The sequence below is a fragment of the Dactylosporangium sp. CA-052675 genome (genome assembly GCF_050947935.1).
Lineage (GTDB): Bacteria > Actinomycetota > Actinomycetes > Mycobacteriales > Micromonosporaceae > Dactylosporangium.
Genome location: NZ_CP192010.1, coordinates 1,650,027 through 1,675,639, shown reverse-complemented (window position 1 = coordinate 1,675,639; position 25,613 = coordinate 1,650,027). Strand labels below are relative to the sequence as shown.

25 protein-coding genes are annotated in these 25,613 nt (G+C 72.6%); 5 read left to right on the top strand and 20 right to left on the bottom strand.

Going from position 1 to position 25,613, the window contains the following annotated elements:
* Positions 1–21: 21 nt before the first annotated feature.
* The 4 genes from infB to rimP form a co-directional block, all read right to left on the bottom strand.
* Positions 22–3,090, bottom strand: coding sequence for a translation initiation factor IF-2 (infB, locus tag ACQP1P_RS07500; protein ID WP_433089893.1), 3,069 nt, complete (start codon positions 3,088–3,090; stop codon positions 22–24).
* A gap of 157 nt (positions 3,091–3,247) precedes the next feature.
* Positions 3,248–3,691, bottom strand: coding sequence for a YlxR family protein (locus ACQP1P_RS07495; protein WP_433084386.1), 444 nt, complete (start codon positions 3,689–3,691; stop codon positions 3,248–3,250).
* Positions 3,598–4,632, bottom strand: coding sequence for a transcription termination factor NusA (gene nusA, locus ACQP1P_RS07490; protein WP_433084384.1), 1,035 nt, complete (start codon positions 4,630–4,632; stop codon positions 3,598–3,600). The genes ACQP1P_RS07495 and nusA overlap by 94 nt, the downstream gene beginning before the upstream one ends.
* Positions 4,629–5,177: a ribosome maturation factor RimP gene (gene rimP, locus ACQP1P_RS07485; RefSeq protein ID WP_433084382.1), complete on the bottom strand. Its 549-nt coding sequence runs from the start codon at positions 5,175–5,177 to the stop codon at positions 4,629–4,631. The genes nusA and rimP overlap by 4 nt, the downstream gene beginning before the upstream one ends.
* 232 nt (positions 5,178–5,409) lie before the next feature.
* Between rimP and ACQP1P_RS07480 the strand changes: the two genes are divergently transcribed.
* Together ACQP1P_RS07480 and ACQP1P_RS07475 are read left to right on the top strand one after the other, a co-directional pair.
* Entirely contained in the window at positions 5,410–5,901 is a 492-nt protein-coding gene (locus tag ACQP1P_RS07480; RefSeq protein WP_433084380.1) for a hypothetical protein, read from the top strand.
* Positions 5,898–6,329, top strand: a complete 432-nt coding sequence (locus ACQP1P_RS07475) for a ferritin-like domain-containing protein (RefSeq protein ID WP_433084378.1) — start codon at positions 5,898–5,900, stop codon at positions 6,327–6,329. Before ACQP1P_RS07480 ends, ACQP1P_RS07475 begins: the two co-directional genes overlap by 4 nt.
* Positions 6,330–6,804: 475 nt before the next feature.
* On the opposite strand, the gene map is transcribed toward ACQP1P_RS07475, so the two are convergent.
* Complete coding sequence (gene map / locus ACQP1P_RS07470) at positions 6,805–7,662, bottom strand: type I methionyl aminopeptidase (RefSeq protein ID WP_433084376.1); 858 nt, start codon at positions 7,660–7,662, stop codon at positions 6,805–6,807.
* Between the two features lie 53 nt (positions 7,663–7,715).
* Here map and ACQP1P_RS07465 point away from each other — a divergent pair, with 53 nt between their 5' ends.
* Positions 7,716–7,901: a hypothetical protein gene (locus tag ACQP1P_RS07465; protein WP_433084374.1), complete on the top strand. Its 186-nt coding sequence runs from the start codon at positions 7,716–7,718 to the stop codon at positions 7,899–7,901.
* Here the strand turns inward: ACQP1P_RS07465 and ACQP1P_RS07460 are convergent.
* The 11 genes from ACQP1P_RS07460 to ACQP1P_RS07410 all read right to left on the bottom strand — a co-directional run bounded on the left by ACQP1P_RS07460 (position 7,898) and on the right by ACQP1P_RS07410 (position 19,443).
* Positions 7,898–8,431 carry a Uma2 family endonuclease gene (locus ACQP1P_RS07460; RefSeq protein ID WP_433084372.1) on the bottom strand — a complete coding sequence of 178 codons (534 nt, stop codon included), beginning with the start codon at positions 8,429–8,431 and terminating at the stop codon, positions 7,898–7,900. The genes ACQP1P_RS07465 and ACQP1P_RS07460 overlap by 4 nt on opposite strands.
* A 21-nt stretch (positions 8,432–8,452) precedes the next feature.
* Complete coding sequence (locus tag ACQP1P_RS07455; protein WP_433084371.1) at positions 8,453–9,172, bottom strand: gamma-glutamyl-gamma-aminobutyrate hydrolase family protein; 720 nt, start codon at positions 9,170–9,172, stop codon at positions 8,453–8,455.
* Positions 9,173–9,176: 4 nt separating this feature from the next.
* Entirely contained in the window at positions 9,177–10,079 is a 903-nt protein-coding gene (locus ACQP1P_RS07450; RefSeq protein WP_433084369.1) for an LLM class flavin-dependent oxidoreductase, read from the bottom strand.
* Between the two features lie 202 nt (positions 10,080–10,281).
* Entirely contained in the window at positions 10,282–10,968 is a 687-nt protein-coding gene (locus tag ACQP1P_RS07445) for a gamma-glutamyl-gamma-aminobutyrate hydrolase family protein (RefSeq protein ID WP_433084367.1), read from the bottom strand.
* Between the two features lie 2 nt (positions 10,969–10,970).
* Positions 10,971–11,738 (bottom strand): 3-oxoacyl-ACP reductase, encoded by a 768-nt coding sequence (locus ACQP1P_RS07440; protein ID WP_433084365.1) that lies wholly within the window; start codon positions 11,736–11,738, stop codon positions 10,971–10,973.
* Positions 11,739–13,094, bottom strand: coding sequence for an aldehyde dehydrogenase family protein (locus tag ACQP1P_RS07435; protein ID WP_433084363.1), 1,356 nt, complete (start codon positions 13,092–13,094; stop codon positions 11,739–11,741).
* A gap of 249 nt (positions 13,095–13,343) precedes the next feature.
* Positions 13,344–14,693 (bottom strand): glutamine synthetase family protein, encoded by a 1,350-nt coding sequence (locus tag ACQP1P_RS07430; RefSeq protein WP_433084361.1) that lies wholly within the window; start codon positions 14,691–14,693, stop codon positions 13,344–13,346.
* A gap of 36 nt (positions 14,694–14,729) precedes the next feature.
* Positions 14,730–15,494 carry a FadR/GntR family transcriptional regulator gene (locus ACQP1P_RS07425; protein WP_433084359.1) on the bottom strand — a complete coding sequence of 255 codons (765 nt, stop codon included), beginning with the start codon at positions 15,492–15,494 and terminating at the stop codon, positions 14,730–14,732.
* 64 nt (positions 15,495–15,558) lie between these two features.
* The gene (locus ACQP1P_RS07420; protein WP_433084357.1) at positions 15,559–17,121 is read right to left on the bottom strand and encodes an amino acid permease; all 1,563 of its coding nucleotides are present in this window, start codon (positions 17,119–17,121) and stop codon (positions 15,559–15,561) included.
* A 12-nt stretch (positions 17,122–17,133) separates the two neighbouring features.
* Entirely contained in the window at positions 17,134–18,141 is a 1,008-nt protein-coding gene (locus ACQP1P_RS07415; RefSeq protein ID WP_433084355.1) for a phosphotransferase, read from the bottom strand.
* Between the two features lie 963 nt (positions 18,142–19,104).
* Positions 19,105–19,443 carry a YybH family protein gene (locus ACQP1P_RS07410; RefSeq protein WP_433084353.1) on the bottom strand — a complete coding sequence of 113 codons (339 nt, stop codon included), beginning with the start codon at positions 19,441–19,443 and terminating at the stop codon, positions 19,105–19,107.
* A 69-nt stretch (positions 19,444–19,512) separates the two neighbouring features.
* On the opposite strand from ACQP1P_RS07410, the gene ACQP1P_RS07405 reads away from it, so the two are divergent.
* Positions 19,513–20,382, top strand: coding sequence for a LysR family transcriptional regulator (locus tag ACQP1P_RS07405; protein ID WP_433084351.1), 870 nt, complete (start codon positions 19,513–19,515; stop codon positions 20,380–20,382).
* Positions 20,383–20,935: 553 nt separating this feature from the next.
* Here the strand turns inward: ACQP1P_RS07405 and ACQP1P_RS07400 are convergent.
* Positions 20,936–21,634, bottom strand: a complete 699-nt coding sequence (locus tag ACQP1P_RS07400; protein ID WP_433084349.1) for an SDR family oxidoreductase — start codon at positions 21,632–21,634, stop codon at positions 20,936–20,938.
* Positions 21,635–21,959: 325 nt separating this feature from the next.
* Here ACQP1P_RS07400 and ACQP1P_RS07395 point away from each other — a divergent pair, with 325 nt between their 5' ends.
* Positions 21,960–22,781 (top strand): helix-turn-helix transcriptional regulator, encoded by an 822-nt coding sequence (locus ACQP1P_RS07395; protein ID WP_433084347.1) that lies wholly within the window; start codon positions 21,960–21,962, stop codon positions 22,779–22,781.
* 125 nt (positions 22,782–22,906) lie between these two features.
* Here the strand turns inward: ACQP1P_RS07395 and ACQP1P_RS07390 are convergent, their stop codons facing one another.
* The 3 genes from ACQP1P_RS07390 to ispG all read right to left on the bottom strand — a co-directional run bounded on the left by ACQP1P_RS07390 (position 22,907) and on the right by ispG (position 25,592).
* Complete coding sequence (locus ACQP1P_RS07390) at positions 22,907–23,479, bottom strand: hypothetical protein (protein ID WP_433084345.1); 573 nt, start codon at positions 23,477–23,479, stop codon at positions 22,907–22,909.
* A 40-nt stretch (positions 23,480–23,519) separates the two neighbouring features.
* Positions 23,520–24,359: a GNAT family N-acetyltransferase gene (locus tag ACQP1P_RS07385; RefSeq protein ID WP_433084343.1), complete on the bottom strand. Its 840-nt coding sequence runs from the start codon at positions 24,357–24,359 to the stop codon at positions 23,520–23,522.
* A 66-nt stretch (positions 24,360–24,425) separates the two neighbouring features.
* Positions 24,426–25,592 carry a flavodoxin-dependent (E)-4-hydroxy-3-methylbut-2-enyl-diphosphate synthase gene (gene ispG, locus ACQP1P_RS07380; protein ID WP_433084341.1) on the bottom strand — a complete coding sequence of 389 codons (1,167 nt, stop codon included), beginning with the start codon at positions 25,590–25,592 and terminating at the stop codon, positions 24,426–24,428.
* Positions 25,593–25,613: the final 21 nt, after the last annotated feature.

Here is a 25,613-nt window from a genome sequence, read left to right as displayed (position 1 = left end):
CCCTTCAGGTCGTGCCGTCGATCAGGTGCGGGGCTTCTCGCGAAGCTCCCACGTCTCGATGACGTCGCCGACCTGGATGTCGTTGAACGTCCCGAGCGTGATACCGCACTCGAAGCCCTCGCGGACCTCGGTCGCGTCGTCCTTGAAGCGGCGCAGGCCGGCGATCGTGAGGTTGTCGTTGACCACCGCACCGTCGCGGACCAGGCGCGCCTTGCTGTTGCGCCGGATCAGGCCGGTGCGGACGATGCAACCCGCGATGTTGCCGAAGCGCGACGAGCGGAAGACCTCGCGGATCTCCGCCGAGCCGAGCTCGACCTCCTCGTAGACCGGCTTGAGCAGGCCCTTGAGGGAGGACTCGATGTCCTCGATCGCCTGGTAGATGACGGTGTAGTACCGGATCTCCACGCCCTCGCGGTCGGCCAGGTCGCGCGTGCGGCCCTCGGCCCGCACGTTGAACCCGATGATGATCGCGTCCGAGGCGCTGGCCAGGTTGACGTCGTCCTGCGTGACCGCACCGACACCGCGGTGGATGATCCGCAGCTGGACCTCGTCCGAGACGACGATCTTGACCAGCGCGTCCTCGAGCGCCTCGACCGAGCCCGAGCCGTCACCCTTGAGGATGAGGTTGAGCGTGGTCTTCTCGCCCTGCTTGAGCTGGTCGAACAGCGTCTCGAGGGTGACCCGGCCGGTGCGTGCGGCCATCTCGGCCGCGCGGCGGCGAGCCTGCCGCTGCTCGGCGATCTGGCGCGCGGTGCGGTCGTCGTCGGCGGCGAGGAACGTGTCGCCGGCGCCGGGCACCGAGGTCAGGCCGAGCACGAGGACCGGACGGGCCGGACCCGCGTGCGGCACGGGCTTGCCGTTCTCGTCGAGCATCGCGCGGACGCGTCCGTAGGCGCGGCCGGCGACGATCGAGTCACCGACGTTGAGCGTGCCCTTCTCCACCAGGACGGTGGCGACCGGGCCACGGCCGCGGTCGAGGTGCGACTCGATCGCGATGCCCTGGGCCGGGCCGTCGATGGGCGCGCGCAGGTCGAGCGCGGCGTCGGCGGTCAGCAGGACGGCCTCGAGGAGCCCGTCGATGTTGATCCGGCTCTTCGCCGAGATGTCGACGAACATCGTCTCGCCGCCGTACTCCTCGGCGACCAGCCCGTACTGCGTGAGCTCCTGCCGCACCTTGGCCGGGTTGGCCTCGGGCTTGTCGATCTTGTTCACCGCGACCACGATCGGCACCTCGGCCGCCTGGGCGTGGTTGAGCGCCTCGATGGTCTGCGGCATCACGCCGTCGTCGGCCGCGACCACCAGGACCACGATGTCCGTGGCCTGGGCACCACGGGCACGCATGGCGGTGAACGCCTCGTGACCCGGGGTGTCGATGAAGGTGATCGCGCGGTCCTCGTCCTCGTGCTCGACGTGGACCTGGTAGGCACCGATGTGCTGGGTGATGCCGCCCGCCTCGCCCGCCGCGACGTTCGTCTGGCGGATCGCGTCGAGCAGCTTCGTCTTGCCGTGGTCGACGTGGCCCATGACGGTCACGACCGGCGGCCGGACGACCAGGCGCTCCTCGTCGACGTCGGCGTCGAGGTCGATGTCGAAGCGGGCCAGCAGCTCGCGGTCCTCGTCCTCGGGGCTGACGATCTGCACGTCGAAGCCGAGGTGCTCGCCGAGCAGCTCCAGCGTCTCGTTGGTGCACGACTGGGTCGCCGTCACCATCTCGCCCAGGTTGAACATCTCCTGCACGAGCGAGCCCGGGTTGGCGTTGATCCGGTCGGCGAAGTCCGACAGCGACGCACCCTGCGGGAGGCGGATCGTCTGACCCTGACCCCGCGGGGCACCCGAGCCCATGGTGGGCGCGGAGAGGTTGTCGAACTCCTGTCTGCGCTGCTTCTTCGACTTCCGGCCACGGGTCGGACGGCCGCCGGGACGCCCGAAGGCACCCGCCGCACCGCCGCCACGGCCGCGACCGCCGGCGCCACCACCGGGGCGACCGGCACCGCCGGCACCCGCGGGCGCGCCGCCGCCACCGCCGGGGCCGCCGCGGTAGCCACCGCCACCGCCGCCGCCCCCACCGGGACCGCCACGGAAGCCGCCGCCACCGCCGCCGCCCCCACCGGGACCGCCACGGAAGCCGCCACCGCCGCCGTCAGCCGGACCGCCGGGACGACCGGCACCGCCGCCGCCGGGGCCGCCGCGGAAGCCGCCGCCACCGCCGCCGGGGCGACCGGGACGGTCACCGCCGGGGCCGCCGGGGCGACCGGGCCGCTGGCTCGGCATCTGCGACGGGTTCGGCCGGGGGCCGCCCATCGAGGCCGGGTTGGGCCGCGGGGGCATGGACGAGGGGTTGGGCCGCGGGATGTTGCCGGGTGTCGGCGGGCGCGGCGAGGCGCCACCCGACACACCGAAGGGGTTGTTGCCCGGGGACCGGGCCGGCGGGCGGTTGCCCTGACCGGGACGCGGACCCTGGCCGGGACGCGGGCCGCCCGGGGTCGGCGCGCCGCCGCCGGACGAGCCGGGGGCGGGGCCGGGACGCGGGCCGGGCGTGGGCGCACCGGAGCCACCGCTGGGCGGCGCCGGGGTGTCCCGCCGGGTGTTCTCCCGCTGACGGGCCTGCTGAGCGGCCTTCATGGTCGCTTCCTGCTCGGCCTTCAGCGCGGCCGCACGCTGCTCGGCGGCCTGGACCTCGATGTCGTGCGCACTCGTCGGCTTGACGGCCGGCGGGGCGGGACGCGGCGGACCGGGCACGGGGCCACGGCCGCCCCCGCCTCCCGAACCACTCGAACCGCCACCCGCGGGCGGCTGCGGCCGCTTCGGGGGCGCAAAGGGCTTCGCCGCCGGAGACGGCGTCGGACGGGGGGCCGTCGGAACTGGCGTCGACGACGGGGCCGACGCTGACGGCGCAGGGGGCGCGGAGGGCGCCGGAGCGGACCCTCCACCATTCTCGAAGCTCGCTCGCAGCCGGCGCGCCACGGGCGCCTCGACCGTGCTGGATGCGGACTTCACGTACTCGCCAAGCTCCTGCAGCTTCGCGAGCACGGTCTTGCTTTCGACCCCGAGCTCTTTCGCCAGCTCGTGTACGCGGGCCTTGCCTGCCACTACACTCCTCACCTCGAGGCCGGGCGGCAAGTCCGCTCCGACCTCACTCGTGCACTTGAAGCCTGGTCATCTCAGGGACTTCATCGTGTGCTCATGTCCGTCGTCCTACCTTGCGTGTCCGGGTGGGGCGTCGCGCTCCCACCACCGGCGGTTCCGGTCACTGCGTATGCTCCGGCTCCGTCACCGCCGCCGAGGCGACGGCTTCGGCCAGCGGACCGGTGTCCAGGACACCGGCGATGCGCAGGGCCCGCCCGAAGGCGCGCCGACGCTCCGCTAGCGCGAGGCAAGCCGGATCGGGATGCAGGTGCGCGCCCCGGCCCGGCCGTCTGCGAGCCGGATCGGGGACAGCCCTGAACTGGTCAGGGCCGGTCTCGATCGCGACAAATCGCAGCAACTCGGAGGATGACGCACGCTTCCGGCATCCGATACATGTGCGAACCGGCCGCCCAATGGGCAGGGGGTTCGCGGGCGTGCCAGCCGGGGGCGTGCGACGTACCGTCAAGAAGTCTACCCTGCACTTTCGGCGCGCGCCGCGCCCGGTCCGGTGACGTGATCGACGTTGCCGTCCGCGGCGTTGTCCGGTCTGATATCGATCCGCCATCCGGTGAGCCGCGCGGCGAGCCGTGCGTTCTGGCCCTCTCTGCCGATGGCCAGGGAAAGCTGGAAGTCGGGGACGGTCACCCGGGCGGCCCGGTTGGCCGCGTCGACGACCTCCACGTTGAGCGCTTTCGCGGGAGAAAGGGCATTTCCGACGAACTGCGCAGGGTCCTCGGACCAGTCGATAATGTCGATCTTCTCACCGTGCAGCTCGCTCATGACCGCGCGGACCCGCTGGCCCATCGGGCCGATGCAGGCCCCCTTCGCGTTCACCCCCGCGACCGTCGAACGAACCGCGATCTTGGTGCGGTGTCCCGCTTCCCGGGCGATGGCGGCGATCTCCACGGTACCGTCGGCGATCTCCGGCACTTCCAGCGCGAACAGGCGCTTCACGAGATTCGGGTGGGATCGCGACAGGGTGACCTGAGGACCGCGGAAGCCCTTGGCCACGTGCACCACGATGGCCTTGATCCGCTGCCCGTGCTCGTAACGCTCCCCCGGCACCTGCTCGGCGGCCGGCAGCATCCCCTCGATCTTGCCGAGGTCGATGGTGACGATGCCCTTCTCGGCCCGCGCCTCGTGCGCCTGGATCACGCCGGTGACCAGGTCGCCGTCGCGCCCGACGTACTCGCCGAAGTGCGCCTCGTCCGTGGCCTCGCGCAGCCGCTGCAGAATCACCTGCTTGGCGGTCATCGCCGCGATGCGCCCGAAGTCGTGGGGGGTGTCGTCGTACTCGCGCACGATCGCCCCGTCCTCGTCGAGGTCCTGCGCGAGCACGGAGGCCGCGCCGCTGCGCCGGTCGATCTCGACCCGGGCGTGCGGGTTGGCCCCGTCGGTGTGCCGGTAGGCGGTCAGCAGCGCCGTCTCGATCGCCGCGAGGATGGTCTCGAACGGGATCTCGCGCTCGCGCTCCAGTGCGCGGAGGGCCGCAAGGTCGATGTTCACGCCCCGTCCTCCCCTTCCTCATCGTCGTCGTCTTCGTCGTCTTCGTCGATCTCTTCGTCCTCGGGGTCCGGCAGCTCGGCGAGCCGCTTGAGCTCCACCTGGACGCGGCCGGGGCCGAGGTCCGCATACGGATGCGTGCTCTTCGCCCCGTCGACGTCGAGGGTCACCCCGTCATCGTCGGCGGCCAGCACGCGGCCGGTCACCTCGCGCCCGGCGACCTTCACCTTCACCAGCCGGCTGCGGTTGCGCCGCCAGTGCCGGGGCAGGGTCAGCGGCCGCTCGACGCCGGGCGAGCCGACCTCCAGCTCGTACTCCCCCGCGATCAGCTCGTCGCCCCCGGCCTCGGCCTTGTCCAGGGCCGTGGAGATGCCCCGGGAGAGCTCGGCGACCGCGTCGAGGTCGACGCCGTGGTCGCTGTCGACCGCGATGCGCACCAGGTGCCGCCGCCCGACCCGGGTGACGGTGAGGTCCTCGAGGTCGAAACCACCGGCCGTGACGACCGGTTCGACCACGTCCAGGAGACGCTGTCGATGCTGCTGCGCCATAGATCGACACCCCTCCTGTCGGCGCCCGCACGGGCGCACGGCTCATCGCCGCCTGCGCCGAAACGCGCGGGCGGCTCGTGCAGAGCGTAACGCGACGTGACTCGGGACGTCCCGGCGGCGCTCCGAACGCCACCCGGCAGCGGCACCCACCAGCGCCGGACCGGGCCCGGGAGCGCCCGCCCGGCGAGGGCGGGTACACCGTGAGGGACGCCGATGGTGTTCACTAATGCGCGTGCATCTCCGCCGACGCGCCCTGCTCGCCGCCGCCGCGACGGCCACGACCGCGGCGCTGACGGGCTGTGACCTCGGCGAGAATCCGAAGGACCCGCCGTTCGACCCGACGGGCGACGCGCTCATGCCACTGCTGACGCGCGCGGTCGCGCTCCGCGACCGTTACGGCGAGGCGCTGACCGCCTTCCCGGCGCTGCAGGACCGGCTCGGCCCACTCAAGGACGACCACGAGCAGCACGTCGTCGCGCTCGCCCGGGAGATCGGCCTGCCGGAGCGGGGCCCGTTCCCGGCCGCGAGCGGCTCCGCGGCCGCGCCGCCCTCGGCCGGCCCGCTGCCGGGCGACCAGGCGGCGGCCCTGGCCGAGCTCGCGAAGCTGGAGAAGGACGGCCGCCAGGACGCGGAGACGGCGTGCCTGGCCGCGCCCTCCTACCGGGCGGCCCTGCTGGGCTCGATCGCCGCCTGCCGGGCGGGCCACGCGGAGGTGCTCGCATGACGGCGGCGGACGAGCGGCTCGTCGCCGCGCTGCAGGCCGAGCACGCGGCCATCTACGGGTACGGCGTGCTGGGCCCCAAGCTCGACGCGAACACGATCGCCCTCGCCCGCGCCGCCGACAACGCCCACCGCACGCGCCGCGACGCGCTCCTGGTGCGGCTCACCAGCGCCGGGGTGACCCCGCCGCCGACCGCGGCCTCCTATCAGCTGCCGTTCGCGGTGACCGACCGCGCGGCGGCGCTCAAGCTCGCCGTCCAGCTGGAGGACCGCACCGCGGCCCAGTGGCGCCTGGCCCTGCCGGCCACCGACGGCGACGTGCGCAAGATCGTCCTCGACGCGCTGATCGACTGCACGACGCGCGCGGTCGGGTTCCGCAAGGCGGGCAGCCTGACCCCGCTGGTGGCCGCGTTCCCGGGCAAAACCGCCTAGCCCCTGATCCCGCCCCGGTCATGCCGGCCTGCGCCGGGCCCGGATTCCGTCTGCGCGCAGCCCGCGAAGGCCTACCGCCGCCGCGCTCCGCGGGGGCACACCCAGCGCCTTGGCCGAGCCGGCCTGGCGCGGGGCCGAGCCGGCCTGGCGCGGGGCCGAGCCGGCCTGGCGCGGGGCCGAGCCGGCCTGGCACGGCGCGAAACCTGGCCCTCGTCCCGGCTCGGCAACCGGCCGGACGGGCCTCGCCGCCGATACTCCCGAACTTGTGCCACAGCAAGGCCGCGCCCCTCCACCGCGCTGTCCGCTCCGCGACGATTGATGCATCACGCCACGAGCGTCTAGACGAGAGGAGGGCCAGACATGCGCCGCACCGCGTGGGCCGGTCCGACGATGCAGCCGCGTCGTTAAACGAGTACGCCGTCTCGTGAGCCTGCCGTCTCGGGGTAACACCGCCCCCGAGACGGCCCAGGCCGACCTACGGCAGCGTCAGAATTTCGTACCCGTCCTCGGTGACGACGATCGTGTGCTCGAACTGGGCCGTCCACTTGCGGTCCTTCGTGACGACCGTCCAGCCGTCCTTCCAGATGTCGTACTCGTGGGTCCCCAGCGTGATCATGGGCTCGATGGTGAACGTCATGCCCGGCTCCATGACCGTGGTGAGCCGCGGGTTGTCGTAGTGGGGCACGTAGAGCCCGGTATGGAAGACCTCGTTGATGCCGTGCCCGGTGAAGTCGCGCACGACGCCGTAGTGGAAGCGCTTGGCGTACGCCTCGATCACCCGGCCGATCGCGTTGAGGGGGCGCCCGGGCGCCACGGCGCGGATGCCGCGCATCATCGCCTCGCGCGTGCGCTCGACCAGCAGCCGCGCCTCCTCGTCGACGTCGCCGACGCAGAAGGTCTGGTTGGTGTCGCCGTGCACGCCGCCGATGAACGCGGTCACGTCGACGTTGAGGATGTCGCCGTCCTCGATCACCGTCGAGTCGGGGATGCCGTGGCAGATGACCTCGTTCAGCGAGGTGCAGCACGACTTCGGGAAGCTCTTGTACCCCAGCGTCGAGGGGTAGGCGCCGTTGTCGCACAGGAACTCGTGCACGACCCGGTCGATCTCGTCCGTGGTGACGCCGGGCTGCGCGTGCTTCCCGGCGAGCTCGGTCGCCTGCGCGGCCAGCCTGGACGCGACCCGCATCCGCTCGATGATCTCGGGCGTCTGCACGTCGGAGCCGCGGTGTTTGGCGGGCGCCCGCTTGCCGACGTATTCGGGCCGCGCGATGCCGGCGGGGACCTGACGCCACGGAGTCTGCGTGCCGGGGGCGAGCGGAGCGCGAACCTTCATGGCCAGAAGCCTAACGCGCATCAACTCGGGCCTGTCCGGGTAACCACCCAGGCATGATCGACGACGAACGCATCCGTGACCGGGCCGAGCTGCTGCCGGAGGAGCTGGCGGCGGGCAGCGACGACCCGCAGGCTCAGGCCGAGGCCGTGCTGCAGGACTCCGACGACCGCGAGTCCTACCGCGAGACGGCGCCCGACCTGCGCATCGAGCACCGCACCTCGGACGAGGCCGCCTCCTAGCCCTCCGCGACCTCTGCGAGCAACTCCTCGACCCCGACGACGCGGGTCTGCACGTACCGGCCGCCCTCGAGCCGGTGCATGTCGACGTAGCCGTCCGCCTCCGGCTCGACCCGCCAGTATTCGGGGACGCCCGCCTGCGCGTAGACCTTCGGCTTGATGATGCGGTCCTCGTCCCGCGTCGTTCGCGACACGATCTCGACGAAGAGGTCGAAATAGTGCGGCGGCACCAGGCCTTCGCCGGGCGGCTCGGTCTCCGGCCTGAGCCGCAGCACGTCGGGGTTGCGGTAGTTATGACTGTCGAAGACGACGCTGAGCTCCTGCACCGACTCGCGGCCCTGCGCCTTGAAATGCTCCATCAGGCGCCGGGCGAGTCGCTGATGGTTGAAGCCCGGCGACGGCGACACTCGAAGCACTCCCTCGTGCAGCTCGTAGCGGTACCCCTCGATGTGGTCGATGCCCCAGACAGCCTCGTGGACCGTCATGCCTTCCGCATGGGACTCGTCTTTGTCGAGCACGGCAGCCTTTCCCATGAGCCGAGAGACTAACAGGGCTTATGGCCTTGTGGCCACTTGGTCCCGGCGGGCTCCGGCCGCCGCGACGAAGGCCTCGAACAGGCGGAAGTCCGTGGTGTCCTCCGGGTGCCACTGCACCCCGACCGCGAACGTCTTCGACGGGTCCTCGACCACCTCGATGAGGTCGTCCTCCGGGCACCAGCCGGTCGGCACGAGCCGCCCCGGGTCGGCGCAGCCCTGGTGGTGGAACGAGTTGACGATCACCGCCTCGCCGAGGATCGCCGCCGCCCGCGACCCGCTCGCCAGCCGGACCGGGTGCTCGCCGAACTTCGGGCCGCTCACGGGCCGGTGGTTGTGGTGGCCGAGCACGTCGGGCAGGTGCTGGTGGAGCCGCCCGCCGTAGGCGACGCACATGAGCTGCATGCCGCGGCAGATGCCGAACAGCGGCAGGTCGGCCTCGAGCGCGGCCCGCATCAGCAGCAGCTCGGCGGCGTCCCGCTCGGGCTTGACCTTGGTGGTGGCGTGCGGGGCCTCGCCGTAGAGGTCCGGGTTCACGTCCGAGCCGCCGGTGAACATGATGCCGTGCAGCCCGTCGAGCACGTCGGCATCCGGGTCGTCGGGGGTGACCAGGACCGCCCGGCCGCCCGAGGCGTGCACCGCGTGCACGTACGAGAGCGGCAGGACCGCGGAGAAGGTGTCGTTGAGGCCGAAGCGGGTTTCCTCGGCGTACGTGGTCAGGCCGATGACCGGTCGCGACATGACCTCAACTTAGCCCCCGCGGGTCGAGGTTGTGCAGGATGTCCAGGGCACGCTCCTCGGCCGCGTCCGGGTCGACGTCCGGCCCCGCGATCGTGGGGTCGAAGTTGAGGTCGTAGAAGACCTCGGTGACCCCCTGCGTGCCCAGCCAGGCGACGTCCTCGCGGATCTTCTCCCACGAGCCGGTCAGCAGCTCGTGCCCGGGCCGGAACAGCACGCCGCGGCAGACGATGCGCAGCGCGTCCGGATCGCGCCCGGCCGCCTCCGCGCCCGCGCGCACCAGCTCGATGTCCCGGCCGATCCGCGTGAGGTCGTGCGCGGAGCGCGACACCCACCCGTCGGCGATCTCGCCGGCCCGGCGCAGCGCGGCCGGCACGGAGCCGCCGAGCAGGATCGGCACCCCGCCTTCCTGCGCCGGCCGGGGCGCCATGCGCCCGGGCGGGAGCGTGTACAGCTCCCCGTCGAACGCGCTGACCTCGTCGCGCCACAGCGTGCGCAGGACCGCCACGAACTCCCGCGTCCGCGCGGCCCGCCGTTGCCCGCTCGCCCCGGTGGCGACGAACTCGGCCTCCGACCATCCGGTCCCGAGCCCCAGGTCGACCCGCCCGCCGCTGAGCACGTCCAGGGAGCCGACCTGCTTGGCGAGGTACGCCGGGCTGACGAACGGCAGATTGACGACGGCCACCCCGAGCCTGATCCGCTCGGTGCGCGCCGCGGCGAACGCGAGCGCCACCAGCGGGTCCAGCACGCTGCGATAGACGGGGTCGACGTCCTGTCCGGCGCCGACGAAGAGCCGCTGGAAGGACCAGAGGGAGTCGTACTGCCGCTGCTCCGCCGCCTCCGCGATGCGCGCCACCCGCTCCGGTGTGGCCCACGTGCCCGACACGGGCAGCCCAAACCCGATTCGCATGCCCCTCACCTACCCAGAACGCGCGGCCCTGACCCGCCCGGGAGCGGGTCAGACCGCGGCGAAGCGCGGCTCAGGCCGCAGCGAAGCGTGGCTCAGACCGCGGCGAACCACGGCTCAGACCGCGGCGAAGCACGGCTCAGACCGCGGCGAAGCACGGCTCAGACCGCGGCGAAGCACGGCTCAGACCGCGGCGAAGCACGGCTCAGACCGCGGCGACCAGTGCCGCGAAGGGCCGGACGTCGCCGGCCTCCTCGGGATGCCACTGCACCCCGAGCACGAAGCGCCGGGCCGGGTCCTCGAGCGCCTCGATCACGCCGTCGTCGGCCCACCCGGTCACGGTGAGCGCGCCCGGGGAGTCGACGGCCTGGTGGTGGTACGAGTTGACCTCCCCGGCCTCCCCGAACACCCGCGCCGCGCACGAGCCCGGCGCGAAGCGGGCCGGATGCGCGCCGTAGACCCCCACGGCGGGCTGGTGCCGCGAGTTGCCGAGCAGGTCCGGCAGGTGCTGGTGCAGCGACCCGCCGTAGGCGACGGCCAGCAGCTCCATCCCCCGGCAGATGCCCAGCACGGGCCGGTCGGCCTCGAGCGCCGCCGTCAGCACGGCCAGCTCGCCCGCGTCGCGGTCCGGGCGCGTGCGCGTCGCCGGGTGCGGCGAGGCGCCGTAGTGCGCGGGCTCGATGTCCGCGCCGCCGGCCAGCACCAGGGCGTCGAGGCGGCCGACCAGGTCCTTGGCGTCGTCGGCGTCGTCCGGCGGGAGCACGACCGGGCGCGCCCCGGCCTGCCGCACCATCCGCACGTACGCCTCGGGCACCAGCACGGCCCGGGTGTCCCAGGCACCCCACCGCGCGACCTCGGCGTACGCGGTGATGCCGATGAGCGGTCGTGACATCGCTACAGCGGCGTGACGTAGGCGCCGGTGATGCCGCCGTCGACCAGGAACGTCGACGCGGTGATGAACGAGGCGTCGTCGCTGGCCAGGAAGGCCACGGCGCCCGCGATCTCCTCGGGTGTGCCGAACCGGCCCATCGGCACGTGCACGAGGCGCCGCTGCGCGCGCTCCGGGTCCTTCGCGAAGAGCTCCATGAGCAGCGGGGTCGCGATCGGCCCGGGGCACAGCGCGTTGACGCGGATCCCCTGGCGGGCGAACTGCACGCCGAGCTCGCGGGTCATCGACAGCACGGCGCCCTTCGAGGCGGTGTAGGCGATCTGCGACGTCGCCGCGCCGAGCAGGGCCACGAAGCTGGCCGTGTTGATGATCGAGCCCTTGCCCTGGGCCAGCATGTGCGGGATGGCGTACTTGCAGCAGAAGTACACGCTGGTGGTGTTCACCTGCAGCACGCGCTCCCACGCCTCGATGCCGGTGTCGAGGATGGAGTCGTCGTCGGGCGGGGAGATGCCGGCGTTGTTGAACGCGATGTCCAGGCGCCCGTGGCGCTCGACGACACCGTCGAAGAGGGCCTTGACCGCGGCCTCGTCGGCGACGTCGACGGCCACGAACTCGCCGCCGACCTCCTGCGCGGCCGCCCGGCCGGCGTCGGCGTTCAGGTCGACCGCGATCACCTTCGCGCCCTCGGACGCGAACCGGCGCGCGGTCGCCAGGCCGATGCCGCTGCCGGCACCGGTGATGACCGCGACGCGGTCCTGCAGACGTGGCTGCACCTATACCTCCGTGCTGAAGAAGACGTTCTTGACTTCACAGAACGCGGCGACCGCGTCCGGGCCGAGCTCGCGGCCGAGGCCGCTCTGCTTGACCCCGCCGAACGGGGTCCAGTAGCGCACCGACGAGTGCGAGTTGACGCTCAGCGCCCCGGTCTCCACGCCGCGGGCGACGCGGATGCCGCGGCCGAGGTCGCGGGTCCAGATCGAGCCGGACAGGCCGTACTCGGTGTCGTTGGCCAGCCGGATCGCCTCGTCCTCGTCGGAGAAGCGCAGCACGGACAGCACGGGGCCGAAGATCTCCTCGCGCCAGTGCCGGTCCTGGCTGGACTCGGCGGTGAGCACGGTCGGCGCCATCCAGTAGCCGGGGCCGTCCGGGGCGCTGCCGCGGAAGGCGACGGCGGCGTCGTCCACGTAGGAGCGCACGCTCGCCAGCTGCCCGGCGGAGATGAGCGGGCCCATCTGCGCCGACTCCAGGGCCGGGTCCTCGCAGCGGAAGGCCCGCACGGACGCCTCGAGCCGGGCCATGAACTCGTCGTAGACGCTGTCCTGCACCAGCAGCCGCGACCGCGCGCAGCAGTCCTGGCCGGCGTTGTCGAACACGGAGCCGGGCGCGGACGCGGCGGCCTTGTCCAGGTCGGCGTCGGCGAACACGATGTTGGCGCTCTTGCCGCCCAGCTCCAGCGTCACCCGCTTCACCTGCTCGGCGCAGCCGGCCATGATGCGCTTGCCGACCTCCGTGGACCCGGTGAAGCACACCTTGCGCACGAGCGGATGGGTCACGAAGCGCTGACCGACGATGGAGCCCTTGCCGGGCAGTACCGTGAAGACCCCCTCGGGCAGGCCCGCCTCCAGGGCCAGCTCGCCCAGGCGGATCGCGGTGAGCGGGGTGAGCTCGGCGGGCTTGAGCACCACGGTGTTGCCCGCGGCCAGCGCGGGCGCGAATCCCCAGCCGGCGATCGGCATCGGGAAGTTCCAGGGCACGATGACGCCGACGACGCCCAGCGGCTCGTAGAAGGTGACGTCCAGCCCGCCCGCGACCGGGATCTGGCGGCCGCTGAGCCGCTCGGGCGCGCCCGCGTAGTAGTCGAGGACGTCGCGGACGTTGCCGGCCTCCCAGCGGGCGTTGCCGATGGTGTGCCCGGCGTTGCGCACCTCGAGCTGCGCGAGCTCCTCGTTGTGCGCGTCGACCACGGCGGCGAAGCGGCGCAGCAGCCGCGCCCGGTCGCCCGGCGAGACCGCGCGCCAGCCGGCGAAGGCCGCGTGGGCGCGCTCGATCGCGGCGTCGGTCTCCGCCTCGCTCAGCGACGGGACCGTCGCGACGACCTGCTCGTCGACCGGCGAGATGACGTCGTGCATACAGACCTCTCAGTTGTACCCATGTGCTCCGACCGGCCGCGAAAGCATCCGCGACCGGAGGCCGTCCCCACGGCCCGCGCCCGCGCGGAGGCCTCCGCGCGCCCTCAGGTCCCGCGGAGGCGCCCCCGCGCGGAGGCCTCCGCGTGCCTCCGCGTGCCTCCGCGTGCCTCCGCGTGCCTCCGCGTGCCTCCGCGTGCCTCCGCGCACCCGTGGAGGCCCTCCGCACGGCCTCGCGCCCGCGCGGTGGCCCTACAGGCGCTCGAAGCCCCGCACGAGCTCCCAGTCCGTGACCGCCGCGTCGAACGCTGCCAGCTCGACGCGCGCCATGTTGGCGTAATGCGCGACGACGTCGCCGCCGAACGCCTCCCGCGCGAGCTCGCTGCCCTCCCACAGGTGCAGGGCCTCCCGCAGCGTGGCCGGGACGCGCGGCGCGTCCGCGTCCTCGTAGGCGTTGCCGGTGTAGACGTCCTCGAGCTCGAGGGAGTTGCGGATCCCGTGCAGCGCGCCCGCGCACAGGGCGGCGATCGCGAGGTACGGGTTCACGTCCGCGCCCGGCACCCGGTTCTCCACGCGCATCGACGCGCCGTGCCCGACGAGGCGCAGCGCGCACGTGCGGTTGTCCAGGCCCCAGCGCACCGCGGTCGGCGCGAACGAGCCGGCCTGGAAGCGCTTGTACGAGTTGATGTTCGGCGCGTAGAAGAGCGTGAACTCGCGCAGCGTCGCGAGGATGCCCGCCATGGCGCTGGCGAACATGGGCGACACCCCGTGCTCGCCGTCGCCCGCGACCGCGGGGCGCCCGTCGGCCGAGCGCAGCGAGAAGTGGATGTGGCAGGAGTTGCCCTCCCGCGCGTTCGGCTTGGCCATGAACGTGATGGAGACGCCCTCCTGCGCGGCGATCTCCTTGGCGCCGTTCTTGTACAGCACGTGCCCGTCGGCATTGGGCAGCGCGGCGTCGTAACGGAACGCGATCTCGAGCTGGCCGAGGTTGCACTCGCCCTTCGCGCTCTCCGGGGTCAGCCCGGCGCCGGCCATCTCGTTGCGGATGCGGCGCAGCAGCGGCTCCACGCGGGCGGTCTGCAGCAGCGAGTAGTCGGAGTTGAAGAGGGTCACCGGCGTCAGCTCGCGGTACGACCGCCGGAACGCGTCCTCATAGGACTCCCGGAACGCGATGAACTCGAGCTCCGTGCCGGTGTAGGCGGAGTATCCGGCCTCGTGCAGGGCGCCGAGCTGGGCCTGCAGCACCTGGCGCGGCGACGCGGTGACCGGGGCACCGTCCAGCAGCTTGAGGTCGGCGAGCACGAGCACGGTGCCGGGGTGCCACGGGATGCGCCGCATCGTGGTGAAGTCCGGGATCATCGCGAAGTCGCCGTAGCCGCCGGCCCACGAGGACATCGCGTAGCCGTCGACCGTGTTCATGTCGACGTCGACGGCGAGCAGGTAGTTGCAGCCCTCGGTGCCGTGCGCGACGACGTCGTCCAGGAAGTGCGCGGCGTGGAAGCGCTTGCCCTGGAGCCGCCCCTGCATGTCCGTGATGGCCACGATGACGGTGTCGATCTCGCCGTCGGTCACGGCGACGCGCAGCTGCTCGACGGTCAACATCGGCTTCCCCTAAAGGTCTAGAACCAAACCATAAACTCAACCCAGCAGCCCGCGCAACAACGCCGCGGTGGCGTCGCAGTGCTCCTCCATCTCGCCGCGGGCCACCTCCGGGTCGCCCGCCAGGATCGCCTCGACCACCCGCTCGTGCTGGGCGTCGGAGTGGTCGAGGTTGCGCCGCAGCACCGGGATCGCGGCCAGCAGCCGGTCCAGGCGCAGCTGCACGTCGGCGATCGACGCCGCCACCGAGGTCGAGCCGCTGGCCGCCGCGATCGCCAGGTGCAGCCGCGAGTCGTTGACCCGCCGCGTGAGCGGGTCGCGCGTCCGCGCGGCGGCCAGGCACGCCACCAGGTGCGCGCGGTCGGGCGCGGACAGCGCCCGGGTGGCGGCCAGCGCGGCCGCGCCCGGCTCCAGCACCCGGCGGAAGTCCAGCGCGTCGTGCAGCGCGTCGCCCATCTCCCGGGCCAGCGTCGCGGCGTCCTGCACCTGGCCCGCATCGCCGGGATCGCCGGTCGCCCGGACCACGAACGTGCCGCCGGAGCGGCCCCGGCGCGACTCGAGGAACCCCGCTTCGCGCAGCGCCGCGATCGCCTCCCGCAGCGTGACCCGGCTGACCTGGAGCCGCTCGGCGAGCTCCCGCTCGGGCGGGAGCCGTTCGCCGACCGGCACGAGGCCGAGCCGGATCGCCTGGGCCAGCCGGGCGACGGTGATCTCGAACGCGTTGCCGCCCCGCACCGGGCGCCACATCGGCACCCCCGACAGCGGCTCCGTCGCCACGCCACCGCGTCCGACTTGGGACGGCATCCGACCTCCCCGACCAGATCTCCGGGCCGGCCATCGCGGCGACCGGCCCGGAGACCATCATCCCCTACTCCTGCGCGGCGGCCGTGTCCTCGGCCAAGGCCTGATCGATGGTCCGGATCGGGCCGTGGAACCAGGTGCGGGCCGAGAGCACCCACCACAGTGCCGCCCCGCCGATCACGATGATCATCGCGATCGGGGCATAGTTGACCGCGGTCCAGGTGAAGCCCTCGTGGCCCGGGATCGCGGTCGGCGTGAACGGCATGATGAAGTAGATCGACACGATCACGATCTCCACCACCGCGATCCAGCCGAGCACCTTGTACTTGCTGCCCAGCGTCCACGGCCCGGGGACGAACCGGTCGCCCATCCGCAGCCGCAGGTAGATCGGGATGAGGAACGCGACGTAGAGGCCGATGACGGCGACGGAGACGACGGCGTAGAACGCGGTCGGCGCGCCGGTCGGGCTCTTGTAGAGCGCGGGCAGCGTCAGCACCAGACCGGCGACGGCCGCGCCGATGATCGCGTTGACCGGCGTGCCGTTGCGGTCCACTTTGGACCACAGCCGCCAGCCCGGCACGGCGCGGTCGCGACTGAACGCGTACGTCATCCGGGACATGCTCGTCACGCAGCTCATGCCGCAGAAGAACTGCCCGATGGTGGAGATGAGGATGACGGCCTTGAAGAAGCCCGGGCTCAGCGCGGTCTCGAAGATGGCGCCGGAGAACCCGGCCGCCGCCGTGATCTCGTCCACGTGGGTCGCGGCGAAGAGGAACGACAGCAACAGGATCCAGCCGCCGATCGCCGAGTAGAAGATGGACTGCCACAGCCCGCGCGCGGCCGCCTTGGACGCGCCCTTCGTCTCCTCCGACACGTGGGCACAAGCATCGAAGCCCGTGATCGTGTACTGCGTGAGCAGGAACCCGAACGGCAGCACCAGGAACCAGTAGGTGGCGTCGGAGTACCCGGAGTTGTTGAAGCGCTCGGTGAACACGAACGACAGGCTCTGGTGCTTCTCGGGCACGAAGACGAGGATCAGCACGATCACGGCCGAGCCCGCGACGTGCCACCAGACCGAGACGTTCTGCAGCACGTCGATGATGTTGTGACCCCAGATGTTGATGGCCACGTGCGCGGCCAGGATCACGACGAACAGCAGGAACGTCAGGTTGAGATTCGCGCTGTCCCAGCTGGTGTACGCGTCCAGCACCAGGCTCAGGAACGTGGCGCAGCCGTAGTCGACCGACGCGGTGACCGCGACGAGCCCGACCAGGTTGAGCCAGCCGGTGAACCAGCCGTGCACGGGCTTGCCCATCCGGGCCGCCCACCAGTAGATGCCGCCGGCCGTCGGGTACGCCGAGACCAGCTCCGACATGCAGAAGCCGATGATGAGGATGAAGATCGAGATCAGCGGCCAGCCCCACGAGATGGCGATCGGGCCGCCGTTCATCCAGGCCTGGCCGAACGTGGTGAAACAGCCCGCGAGGATGGAGATGATGGAGAACGAGATGGCGAAGTTGGAGAACCCGCTCCACTTGCGCTTGAGCTCCTGCTTGTAGCCCAGTTCGGCGAGCCGCTTCTCGTCGTCGTCTTCGATCGGTAGGCCGGCCTGGGTCGGCGATGCCGACATGGCACCTCCTTGTTAGGGGTTGGGGGTGATGGGATTCCTTCCGGTCACCGTGCCCAGCAGGCGGCCGAACCCGGGGTCGTCGAGCGCGCGCAGCGCCTGCCCCCACTTGTCGGCCGCCTCCGCCGCGTAGTCGAAGCCCACCGTCTCCTCACCGCGGGCGGCGGCGTTTCCGTCGGCCCGGGAGGCCGCGTCATCATCGGCCGGAGAGGCCGCGAGGAGTCCATGGTGGACGGTGAACCACAGGGCCCAGGTCACGTTGGACGCGATGTGGAACAGCCGGACCCGGGCCAGCAGCGCCGGGCTGAGCTCGGCACCGAAGTACGCTTCGGCCAGCCGGCCGGTCAGGTCCGGGTCGTAGTCCGCCTCGGCGGCGATGTCGCCGAGCTCGAACGCCGGGTCGTTGTTGCCGGAGAGTTGATAGTCGATGATCCGCACGCCGCTGGACGTCGCGATGAAGTTCTCCGCGAGCAGATCGTTGTGGCACGGTACCGTCCGGCCGGGCCGCTGCCGCAGCGCGTCCCGCAGCACGTCCACTGTGGACGCCCGGTCCAGGTATCCCGCGGGGAGCGGCAGCTCGTTGCGCCGGCAGATCTCGAGCAGTTCCCGCCGCTTCTCGAAGATGTCGAAGTCGTTGGCGAACCGCGGCCCGGCGTGCAGCTTCCGGCAGGCCAGGGCCAGCGCCGGGATGACCTCGGGCCGCCGCACCTCGGCCGCCCGGAGCGTGCGCCCGGGCAGGAACTCGAGCACGATCGCGGGGACGTCGGGGAGCGTGGCGTACACCTGCGCCCCGACCGACGCGGCCGCCGCCTCGGTGTTGGCGATCTCCAGCGCGGGGGCGACGCCCAGGCCCGCCTCGGAGACCCTCCGCTCCAGCACCCGCAGCACGTAGGGCACCCGGTCCACGTCGATGCGGTACACGTGATGGGAGAGCCCGCCCGCGAGCCGCTGCCACTCGACCGCGCGGCCCATCCATGACGGGACCCGCTCCAGCAGGTCCGCGACCGACGGCACCGCACTCATGGCATCCGGCTCCTTCGCCGCGATCCGCCGGTCGAATTCGGGCGAAGCCAGGCCTTTAACCCGGCCGCACCGTAGTGATCGGCGTCATGGTAAGGCGAGTTAACGCCCCCTTCAGCCGCTCGTCAAGAGCACTCCTCACGTTTACAACCCGGAAACAGTAGGCACACGTTCAGACCATTTCTCGGCGGCTTCGCCGCGGCGGGGAGTTCCCACCCCGCACCCCCCATGGCCGCTTCGCGGCCACCGGCTGCGCTTCGCTGCCGGACCAGCGTTGTGCTCGGGCTCGAATCGGCGCTCGGCTCCGGGGCCGCGGCGTTCGGCTCGGTCTGCGTCTGTCGGGGTTGCCACACTCCCCCGCTCGCCGCGGCGGCGCCTTCGCGTCCGCGCGCCGATCGCGTGTTGCCGCACTTCCCCGCTCGCCGCGGCGGCGCGTTCGCGTCCGCGCGCCGATCGCGTGTTGCCGCACTTCCCCGCTCGCCGTGGCGGCGCGTTCGCGTCCGCGCGCCGATCGCCTGTTGCCGCACTTCCCCGCTCGCCGTGGCGGCGCGTTCGCGTCCGCGCGCCGATCGCGTCCGGCGGGTCTGCGGCCTCGTTGCTTTGCGTGAGGCCCGCGCCCGTGCTTGCGCCTCCGCGCGTGGTGTCTCATCGGCGGACCGCTCGGACGCGGGCTCGGACGCGGGCTCGGACGCGGGCTCGGACGCGGGCTCGGACGCGGGCTCGGACGCGGGCTCGGACGCGGGCTCGGACGCGGGCTCGGACGCGGGCTCGGACGCGGGCTCGGACGCGGGCTCGGACGCGGGCTCGGACGCGGGCTCGGACGCGGGCTCGGACGCGGGCTCGGACGCGGGCTCGGACGCGGGCTCGGACGCGGGCTCGGACGCGGGCTCGGACGCGGGCTCGGACGCGGGCTCGGACGCGGGCTCGGACGCGGGCTCGGACGCGGGCTCGGACGCGGGCTCGGTGTTACTGCTCCGGGCGGTCGATCACGCGGAGCCAGGTGCCGTCGGGCTGGCGGCGGACGATCTGGACGCGGCCGCCCGTGCCGTCCTTCGGCTTCGTGGACGTCAGGGCCAGATCGCCGTGGTGGATCGTGGGCAGTGCGTCCTCGATCTCGAAGCGCGGCACATGCTTGAGCATCGCCTCGCACACCGCCCGGATGGCCTCGCGGCCGACGGTGGTGCTGCCGGGCGGGTAGGCGAGAACGGCGTCGGGCTCGTACAGCGCGGCGATCCCCGCGGCGTCGCCGGCGTTGGCGCGCTCCACGAACAGGCGGGACAGGTCTTCCGGAGTCTTCGCAGTCATGTCTCCACCGTCACGCGCCCGATCCAGAAGACCAAGACGCATCTTCGGCGGGATTTAGCATGATTGCTTATGGAGCTGCATCAGCTGGAGTACTTCCTCGCCGTCGTCGAGGAGGGCGGCTTCACGCGCGCGGCCGCGCGGCTGCGGGTCGCCCAGCCCGGCGTCAGCGCGCAGGTCCGCAAGCTCGAACGCGAGCTCGGGCTGCCGCTGCTCGAGCGGACGACGCGCTCGGTGCGGGTCACCGCCGCGGGCGAGGCCGTCCTGCCCTACGCACGGGCGGCACTCGCGGCCTTGGACGGCGCCCGCCACGCGGTGGACGAGCTGGCCGGCCTGACGCGCGGACGCGTGGCCGTCGGCACCGTCACCTCGCACACCGTCGACCTGGCCACCATCCTCGCCGACTTCCACACGAGGTGGCCGGACGTGGAGATCACCCTCGTCGAGGACGTGAACGAGCGCCTGATCGACGCCGTGCGGGAGGCCCGCCTGGACGCGGCGGTCGTCGCCTACTCCCGCCTGCCCGAGGGTCTCGACGTCCATCCGGTCACCGACGAGGCGATCGACGCGGCCGTGTGGGACGGTCACGAACTGGCCGGCCGGGAGACGATCCCCCTGGCCGAACTCCGCGACCGCCCGCTCGTGTGCCTCCCGCGCGGAGGCGGCATCCGAGCGATCCTCGACGCCGCGTGCGCGGAGGCGGGCTTCATCCCGCGGGTCGCGTTCGAGGCGGGGTCGCCGCAGGTGGTGGAGCAGCTGGCGGTGCGCCGGCTGGGCATCGCGATCCTGCCGGAGTCGATCGCCCGCCACCGCGACCACCTGCGCCCCGTGCGCATCGTGGCCCCCGAACTGCGCGGCCGCCTCGGGCTCGCCTGGCGCCGAGGCGGCCCCACCAGCCCGGCGTCGGCGGCCTGGCTCCGCCACGCACGGTCCTACCTCTGACGGCCCGGCACGTCCGCGCGGACGCGCGTCGCGAAACGCGCTCGACCGGCACCACCCCGCACAGCAAGCACCGCCCCGCGCGGACGCGCGCCGCGAATTGCGCACGACCAGCACCACCCCGCACAGCAAGCACCGCCCCGCGCGGACGCGCGCTGCGAATTGCGCACGCCCGGCACCACGCCGCACAGCAGGCACCGCCCCGCGCGGGCGCGCCGCGAAACGCGCGCGAGCTGCGCGAATGCCCCGCAGCCCGCGCCACGCGCGGGTGCGGCACGGGGGCGGGTGCGGAAAGGCCGGGCGCGTCCCGACACAGGCCGGCATCCCACACGCCGGACGCGTCCACCCCGCCGGGCGCGTCCCGCGTGCGGGTGCGGACACGCGCCCCGACACAGGCCGGCATCCCACACGCCGGGCGCGTCCACCCCCGCCGGACGCGGCCCACCCGCCGGGTGCGGCCCACGCGCCGGGCGCGTCCCACCCGCCGGGTGCGTTCAGACACAGGCCGGGCGCCGGGCGCGGACGAGCGGGGCGGCCGGGTGTCGGGTGCGGCCGGTCACCACGGCACGGGGCCGTCCTCGTCGAAGAAGGCGCCCGTCGGGCCGTCCGCCGGCAGCGTCGCCAGTCGTACCGCCGCCGTCGCGCCCTGGCTCGCAGTGCGCGGGCCCGAGTGGAAGTTCAGGTCCGTCGCGCAGTAGCCGGGGTCGGCGATATTGACCTTGATCGGCGTGTCGCGCAGTTCGTTGGCGTACGACAGGGTCACCGCGGTCAGGGCCGACTTCGAGGAGTTGTAGGCCAGCAGGGGGTTCTGGGCGTACACGTGGGACGGGTCCGCGGCGAAGTGCAGTGAGCCCAGACCACTGCCCATGTTCACGATCCGCCCCGCCTCCGCGCGGCGCAGGGCCGGCAGGAAGGCGTTGGTCACGGCGATCACGCCGAAGACGTTGACCTCGTAGGTGTCGCGCAGCAGCTGCAGCGGGGTCGCGCTCGGAAGGGCGCCGCGCTCGAGGAGTACGCCGGCGTTGTTGACCAGGACGTCCAGGACCTCGACCTGGGCGGCGGCCGCCTCGATCGACGCCGGGTCGGTCACGTCCAGCGGCAGGAAGTCGGCGTCCAGGGCCGCGGCCGCCTCCTTGCCGCGTTCCGGGTCGCGGGCGCCCACCAGCACGTGCATCCCCAGGGCCCGCAGTTCCCGGGCGATCTCCCGGCCGATGCCCTTGTTGGCCCCGGTGACCAGGGCCGTCTTCGTCGTCATGACGTCCACCGTGGACGCCCGGAAGCGGCGGCGGGAGAGACGCGATGAACCGCGGACCGGCAAACCCCGGATCAGCCGGAGAGACGCGGTGAACCGCGGACCGGCAGACCGCGGATCAGCCGGAGAGACGCGATGAACCGGGGACCAACAGACCCCGGATCAGCCGGAGAGACGCGATGAACCGCGGACCGGCAAACACCGCAACCAGAGGCGGGAGAGGCGCGGTGAACCGGCAAGGCCACGCGACCGGCGGGAGCAGCGACCGCGATCAACGTCGGATCGGCGATCCCTGGTTACGCGGCCGCCCGTCGCGCAGGATGGGCACATGGGCGTGAACCGGGTACAGCTGGCCGAGTTCCTCAAGGACCGTCGCGCACGCGTGAGCCCCGCCGACGCGGGGTTGCCCGCGGGAACGCGCCGGCGCACGCCGGGACTGCGGCGTGAGGAGGTCGCGCGCCTCGCCGGGATCTCCGTGGACTACTACGCGCGGCTCGAACAGGGGCGGGGGCCGAACCCGTCGCGCCAGGTGCTCGCGGCGCTCGGGCGGGCGCTGCGCCTGTTCGAGGACGAGCGGGGACACCTCTTCCGGCTCGCCGGAGAGCAGCCCGGGCCGCCCGCGGGGCCGTCCCAGTCGGTGCCGCCGGGCATCCTGCACCTGCTGGAGCGGCTCGACGACACACCGGCGTTCGTGATCGATGCGAAGTACGACCTCCTGGCCTGGAATCGCATGGCGGTCCGGCTCATGGGCGATCCTCCGCCCGAGCGGAACATGATCTGGAACGCGTTCTGCGGGCCGATGCCGGTGGCGATGGAGTCGTCCGCCGAGTTCCAGTCGTTCGCCGACGAGTCGGTGGCGGACCTGCGGGCGGCGTCCGTGCGGTACCCGGGCGACGAGAGCATCCGCGCGCTGATCGAGCGCCTGCACGCGGGCAGCACCGAGTTCACCCGCCGCTGGAACCAGCACCGCGTCTGTGTGCGCCGCACCACCCGCAAGACGGTGACCCATCCGGTGTACGGCGAGCTCGAACTCGAGTGCCAGGTCCTCCACGCCGACGACAGCGGCCAGCGCGTGGTCTTCTACACCGCGGCCCCGGGCTCACGAACCGCGGACGTCCTCAGCAGCCTCCGCGAGCGGGCCGACGTGTGACAACACCCCCGTCACCCGCACGACCAAAGCCCCGGACTCACGAACCGCGGACGTCCTCAGCAGCCTCCGCGAGCGGGCCGACGTGTGACAGCACCCCCGTCACCCGCACGACCAAAGCCCCGGACTCACGAACCGCGGGCGTCCTCGGTGGCCTCCGCGAGCGGGCCGGGGTGTGCCAGCGTCTCGTCCGTCACGTCGATGCGCCGCGTGGCCGAGGCGCCCACGAACTCCGTCACCTTGCTCGACTCGTGACCGAGCCGCCCCGCCATCAGGGCCGCCTGCCAGGCCAGCCCGAACGCGACGCCGGGCGCGAGGGGCAGCAGCCAGTCCGCGAACACCCCGGCCGCCGGCAGGTGCTCGATGATCAGGGCGGCGAACGCGATGACCGCGCCCTGGGCGAAGCCTCGCCACGCGGCCCGGCCCGCGGCGGAGGCGGCCTCGCGGCGCGGGGTACGAGCGTCGAGCCCGTCGGCCGCGGCCAGGTCCCGCCGCCCGAAGTTGAAGCCGGCCACCCCGGACGCGACGGAGAGCCCGAGCACGGTGGAGGTGAGCCAGCTGCGGGTGAGGAAGTACGACAACCCCAGCACGGCCCCGCCCGAGCCCACGGCGACGAGGGCGCGCAGCCACTCCTTCTTGTCGCCGGGGTACCAGTAATAGCGGGTCGTGTTCGGCCCGACCTGCCGGATCATCTGACCCATGCGAGCGCTCCAAAAGCCGGGAAACGGACGAACCCGATAGTCAGAACAATACCGTTGCAAACGTCCCGACCTGCTCGAAACCGCAACGCTCGTAGACGCGCCGGGCCGACAGATTGTAGTCGTTCACATACAGGCTGACCGATGGCGCCACGCGGCGCAACGCATCGCGCACGACCGCGGCGATGCCGGCTGTCGCCAGGCCGTGCCCGCGCAGCTCCGGATCGGTCCAGACGCCCTGGATCTGGGCGGTGTGCCGGGTGACGACGGCGAGCTCGGCCTTGAACACGACCTTGCCGTTGTGGAAGCGCGCGTACGCCCGCCGCGCCCGCACCAGCTCCCCGATCCGCTCGCGGTAGGAGCGCTCGCCGCCGTCGGCGGTCGGCGAGACCCCGACCTCCTCGGTGTACATGGCCACGGCGGCGGGGAAGAGCAGGTCGATCTCGTCGGGGCGCACGAGCCGGACGCTCGGGTCGGGCGCGATCGGCGACGGGTTGCTGATCGCCATGAGCGGCTGATTCGGCCGTACGTCCCGGGAGGGCCCCCAGGTCGGGGCCAGATGCGACCAGAGCCCGAGGACCGCGTCCGCGGAGCCGACGATCGACGAGCAGCCGCGCGGCTCTCCGGCGACCATCTCGGCGAAGGCGGCGACGGCGGCGGCCGAGGCGTGCACGGGGATCAGGTTGGCCCCGACCCAGCACAGCGACTCGAGGTTGCGGCGGGAGCCGTACCCGAAGATCCGCGCGTCCTGCCGCCACCAGGCCAGGCCCGCCATCGAAACCCGCTCGGCCACCTGGGCACCCCCGAACGGGTCCCGATCGAGCAGGCGTTCGACCGATCCCCGCTCGGCGTCACCGAGCAGCCGCGCAGCCACCGTCAGCATGCCTACCAGCCTGCCAGATCATGCCGAAGATGGCTGCACATACCCTCGCCCCGGTGAAGACGACCGTCAGTGGACGGTGACCGTGGGGCCGAGGCCGCGCAGCTCCTCGGGGAGCTCCACGCCCTGCTCCTCGGCCAGCCGCAGCGCCTCCTCGACCAGGGTCTCCACGATCTGCGACTCGGGCACGGTCTTGATGACCTGGCCCTTGACGAAGATCTGGCCCTTGCCGTTGCCGGAGGCGACGCCGAGGTCGGCCTCGCGAGCCTCGCCGGGGCCGTTGACGACGCAGCCCATGACCGCGACCCGCAGCGGCGCCGGGAACCCGTCCAGCGCGGCGGTGACCTGGTCGGCGAGCGAGTACACGTCGACCTGGGCGCGGCCGCAGGAGGGGCACGAGACGATCTCCAGGCCGCGCTCGCGCAGCCCGAGCGACTCGAGGATCGCCTGGCCGACCTTGATCTCCTCGACCGGCGGGGCCGAGAGGGAGACCCGGATGGTGTCGCCGATGCCCTGGGCGAGCAGGGCCCCGAAGGCGACCGAGGACTTGATCGTGCCCTGGAACGCCGGGCCGGCCTCGGTCACGCCGAGGTGCAGCGGGTATTCGCACTGCTCGGCCAGTTGCCGGTACGCCCGGATCATCACGACCGGGTCGTTGTGCTTCACGGAGATCTTGATGTCGCGGAAGCCGTGCTCCTCGAACAGCGAGCACTCCCAGAGCGCGGACTCGACCAGCGCCTCGGCGGTGGCCTTGCCGTACTTCTCCAGCAGCCGCTTGTCCAGGGAGCCCGCGTTCACGCCGATGCGGATCGGCACCCCGGCATCGGTGGCCGCCTTCGCGATCTCCTTCACCTTGTCGTCGAACTGCCGGATGTTGCCCGGGTTCACCCGGACCGCGGCGCAGCCGGCGTCGATGGCGGCGAAGACGTACTTGGGCTGGAAGTGGATGTCGGCGATGACCGGGATCTGCGACTTCTTCGCGATCGCGGGCAGCGCCTCGACGTCGTCCTGGCTCGGCACGGCGACCCGGACGATCTGACAGCCGGACGCGGTCAGCTCGGCGATCTGCTGCAGCGTCTTGTTGACGTCGGCGGTGAGCGTGGTGCACATGGACTGCACCGACACCGGGGCTCCGCCGCCGACGGGGACCGGGCCGACCATGATCTGACGGGACTTGCGCCGGGGCGCCAGCGCGGGTGGCGGCACGGCGGGCAGGCCGAGGCTGACAGCGGTCATGAAAGGACCCTTACCTTCGCG